The 3,745-nt window shown below is 45.4% G+C and carries 3 protein-coding genes and 1 pseudogene; all 4 read right to left on the reverse strand.

Annotated features, from left to right (window positions below):
* Positions 1-113 precede the first annotated feature (113 nt).
* The gene (locus VIP81_RS07770; protein ID WP_331958099.1) at positions 114-515 is read right to left on the reverse strand and encodes a hypothetical protein; all 402 of its coding nucleotides are present in this window, start codon (positions 513-515) and stop codon (positions 114-116) included.
* A 58-nt stretch (positions 516-573) separates the two neighbouring features.
* The gene (locus VIP81_RS07775) at positions 574-1,080 is read right to left on the reverse strand and encodes a GbsR/MarR family transcriptional regulator (protein ID WP_133806502.1); all 507 of its coding nucleotides are present in this window, start codon (positions 1,078-1,080) and stop codon (positions 574-576) included.
* A 163-nt stretch (positions 1,081-1,243) separates the two neighbouring features.
* Positions 1,244-2,857: a pyruvate dehydrogenase complex dihydrolipoamide acetyltransferase gene (locus VIP81_RS07780; RefSeq protein WP_331958102.1), complete on the reverse strand. Its 1,614-nt coding sequence runs from the start codon at positions 2,855-2,857 to the stop codon at positions 1,244-1,246.
* Between the two features lie 118 nt (positions 2,858-2,975).
* Positions 2,976-3,745 (reverse strand): annotated as a pseudogene (locus VIP81_RS07785) (DNA polymerase III subunit gamma/tau); the annotation flags it as partial.

The raw sequence follows: 3,745 nt of genomic DNA on the forward strand, positions 1-3,745 counted from the left end.
AGCAGGAGCAACATCTGAATAACGATATCAACAAACAATAAAATTTTTTCTTTCCTTCTCATGTTTCAGAATTTTCAGTAAAAACAGAAATATAAGTGCAAAAAAAAGCGGCACTAAGCCGTCTGCTGAAACGGGATAAACATTCTTCTGACTGTAAGAAAAGTAATGCTGATCATGAGCGCAGGTAGTAAAGTAACGATGCCGCAAAAGAAAAGGTAGTAAAAGATGGAAATTAACCAATCAGATAACGTTAAATAGCTGCTGGTGATTAACGCCAGTCCAATGCAGATGCAATAGCCCAATAGCGTGAGTTGTAAGGCATATAGATACTTATTCTGCGGCAGACTTTTTCTTTCGGCCAGGTGTATCAGGCTACTACATAATTGCCAGGCTAATAAGGCACAAATAAGATGAAAGGAAGGGAAAACTGCTTGTCCGTCCAATGGGATATAAATAATACAGGCTATGGCAAGCATCACCTGTATACATCCATCTGCAATAATAAACTGTTTCATTTTTATTTTTGTTAGTTCGGAATTTTCAGAAAAAAATGAAATATAAAAACAAAAAAAATTATTTGATGAGTTTCAGCAAGCTGCTATAGAACCAGTTTTCTTCTGATTTAATAAATGCGCCGATGGTTTTATCGGTCTGCTGAGCAAACTTGGTAATGTTAGAGATGGAATCTTTGAAAGCTTTCATTTCCTTGTCTTTAGGATCGCCTTCTGCCTGCTGCAGCTGTAACAGCACTTTCATGATAGGATCCAGCTCACGTTTCTTTCTTTCGCGTGCGATATAGGTAGCTACTTTCCAGATATCTTTTTCTGCTACAAAAAATTCCTTTCTTTCACCGGGAATGAGGATACGCTCCACCAGGCCCCAGTTGATGAGTTCCCGTACATTCATATTGGTATTACCGCGGGAAATATTCAGTTGCTCCATGATATCATCTGCACACAACGGATCCGGCATTACCAGCAGTAAGGCGTGAATCTGAGCCATCGTACGGTTAATACCCCACTGAGCACCTAAAGATCCCCAGGTTTGGATAAACTGTGCTTTTGCTTCCACTAAGTTCATGTAGGTTGTATTTTATAGCGTTTGACAATTTACAGGGTCAAATGTATATCAAGTTTTTGAACTTTCAAAAGCTAATGAAACATTTTACTGCCGAATGACGGGCAGGGGCACAAAAAAAGGCGGAGTGTATCACTCCGCCTTTAGTATAGCTATTATAGTCAGTTTATACCAGCATAGTTACCGGATTTTCCAGGAACCCTTTCAGGGTAGCCAGGAAACGGGCGCCTACCGCTCCATCCACACTTCTGTGGTCGCAGCTCAGGGTCAGTTTCATGATGTTGGCTATTTTTACCTGGCCTTTTTCCACTACTGCAGTTTCAGTGATATTACCTACTGCCAGGATAGCGGAATCCGGCGGGTTGATAATAGCAGTGAATTCGTCGATACCGAGCATACCCAGGTTGGAGATGCTGAAGGTGTTACCGCTGAATTCCTGTGGTTGCAGTTTATTGTTTTTGGCTTTGTCGTATAGGCCTTTTGCATCACTGGCAATCTGGCTCAGTGTTTTCTGATCAGCAAAGCGGATCACCGGTACAATCAACCCAGCTTCAATCGCTACCGCAGAACCAATGTGTACATGCTGGTTCTGACGGATAAAGTCGCCCATCCAGCTGCTGTTTACAGCAGGATGCAGACGCAGTGCCATCGCAGAAGCTTTGATCACCATGTCGTTGTAGGAAATCTTAACCGGAGAAATTTCGTTGATAGATTTACGTGCTTCTATGGCTTTATCCATATTCACATCTATTTTCAGGTAGAAGTGAGGAGCACTAAACTTGCTTTCGCTAAGGCGTCTGGCAATAACCTGGCGCATTTTGGTCAGCGGAATATCTGTGAAGCCTTCCTGGCCAGCTGGAACAAAGGCAGGAGCAGCTGGAGCTGCAGTGCCGGTGCTTTGAGCCGGAGTCGCTGCTTTAGCGGCAGGAACGAAGCTATCTACGTCTTTTTTGATGATACGGCCACCGTCACCGGAACCAGGAATCTGGCTGATGTCGATGCCTTTTTCTTCTGCCACTTTCTTAGCCAGTGGAGAAGCTTTAACACGGCCATCGGCGTTACCGGATGCCACTGCAGCGGTAGCAGGAGCAGCTGGTGCGGCGGTGGCTGCAGGAGCAGGAGCGCCGTTTTCAGCAGCCAGTATAGCATCTACACTGGTACCAGCTTTACCAACTATGGCAATGATACCATTTACTTTGGCAGCTTCGCCTTCTTTAACACCTATATATAATAAAGTACCGTCGGCATAACCCATTACTTCCATGGTCGCTTTATCCGTTTCCACTTCAGCCAGTACATCGTCATTTTTCACTACGTCGCCTACTTTCTTATTCCAGGCAACTATTTTACCTTCTGTCATGGTATCGCTCAACAGCGGCATACGGATAACAGTAGCATTTTTCAGTGCTTCTTTTAATGCAGCATCATCAGCCGGTGCAGCGGTAGCAGCAGGAGCGGCCTGTGGTGCAGGAGCTGCGGCAGCGGCTGCAGGAGCAGGAGTAGCCTCTTTTTTATCTTCCAGCAGAGAAGTATAATCTTCTCCCGGTTTACCTACAATGGCAATAATTCCGTTTACCTTAGCTGCTTTGCCTTTCTCCACACCAATATACAGGAGGGTTCCTTCTACGTAACCCATCACTTCCATGGTTGCTTTATCCGTTTCCACTTCAGCAATAACATCGTCTGCCTTTACTGTATCGCCCACCTTTTTATGCCATTCCGCAATCACCCCTTCCGTCATCGTATCACTCAAAAGGGGCATTCTGATAACTTCTGCCATAGTGTTTTATTCAAAATTTTGTTCAAACCTACATGTTTTTGCGCAAAAACGCAAAGAAGGAATTGTAAACTGTTTAAAAATGTCTATCTATCGTTAATATTTAATTACAGTAGCCAGATTAGAAATCAAGCTCCATATTAAGTCTGTCTTTCAACTCTTTTACCATCGGATATTTTTCAGACATCTGCTGAAATTGTTCCCTGCTGGACAAAGGAGCAGGGCCAATATCCTGTGTTTGCTGACTTTCATCCAGCTGCAGGGTGAGAACAATGGTAGGATTGTTAAATTTCTTTTTCAGAAAATCGGCAATTACCAGTTTCTCTTCTTCCATAAACCGGAATTGTACAATGTTCCGGCTTACAATCCCTACTTCCGTTACCCCCAGCAACTTCAACTGCGCCAGCTGTAAGTTACTCACCACTGTCATTTTGTTGGCTTGCCGGTACAGATCAATAAATTCATCCCAGTACACATGAATGGCCCCCATGGTGAGTGGTATAGACTGTACCTGGGTAGTACTTTGCTGTTTCGCTGCCATGGCCTCTTTCATCGCTGCCAGTCCGGTCAGCTTGCTGGCCGGTGTTGCCGCGGTGGTAGCGGTGTTGCTGCTACCGGTATCCATGGTGGCTGTTTGTACAGGTGTATTCGCTGCCGGTGCCTGTACGGGAGCCGTTGCCGGCGTGGTTTGTACAGGTGTGGTTACAGGTGTAGCTTGTACAGGCATGGTTACTGGTGGTGCCGATACCGGCGTTGAAACCGGTGTAGTAGTTACTGGCGCCGGTTGTGCTGCGGCAGTGACCGGTGCGGCTGAGCTGGTAGCAGCAGGTGCGGGTGCATACCCGGTAGCTGCTGGGTTACTACCCGCTCCGGTATCTACCGTTAAACGGG

The sequence above is a fragment of the Chitinophaga sp. genome (assembly GCF_036566945.1).
Taxonomy (GTDB): domain Bacteria; phylum Bacteroidota; class Bacteroidia; order Chitinophagales; family Chitinophagaceae; genus Chitinophaga.

Bases quoted from the DNA above. Each gene is read 5' to 3' on its own strand.
- VIP81_RS07780 (WP_331958102.1), bottom strand. From the start codon at position 2,857: ATGGCAGAAGTTATCAGAATGCCCCTTTTGAGTGATACGATGACGGAA.
- VIP81_RS07770 (WP_331958099.1), bottom strand. From the start codon at position 515: ATGAAACAGTTTATTATTGCAGATGGATGTATACAGGTGATGCTTGCC.
- VIP81_RS07775 (WP_133806502.1), bottom strand. From the start codon at position 1,080: ATGAACTTAGTGGAAGCAAAAGCACAGTTTATCCAAACCTGGGGATCT.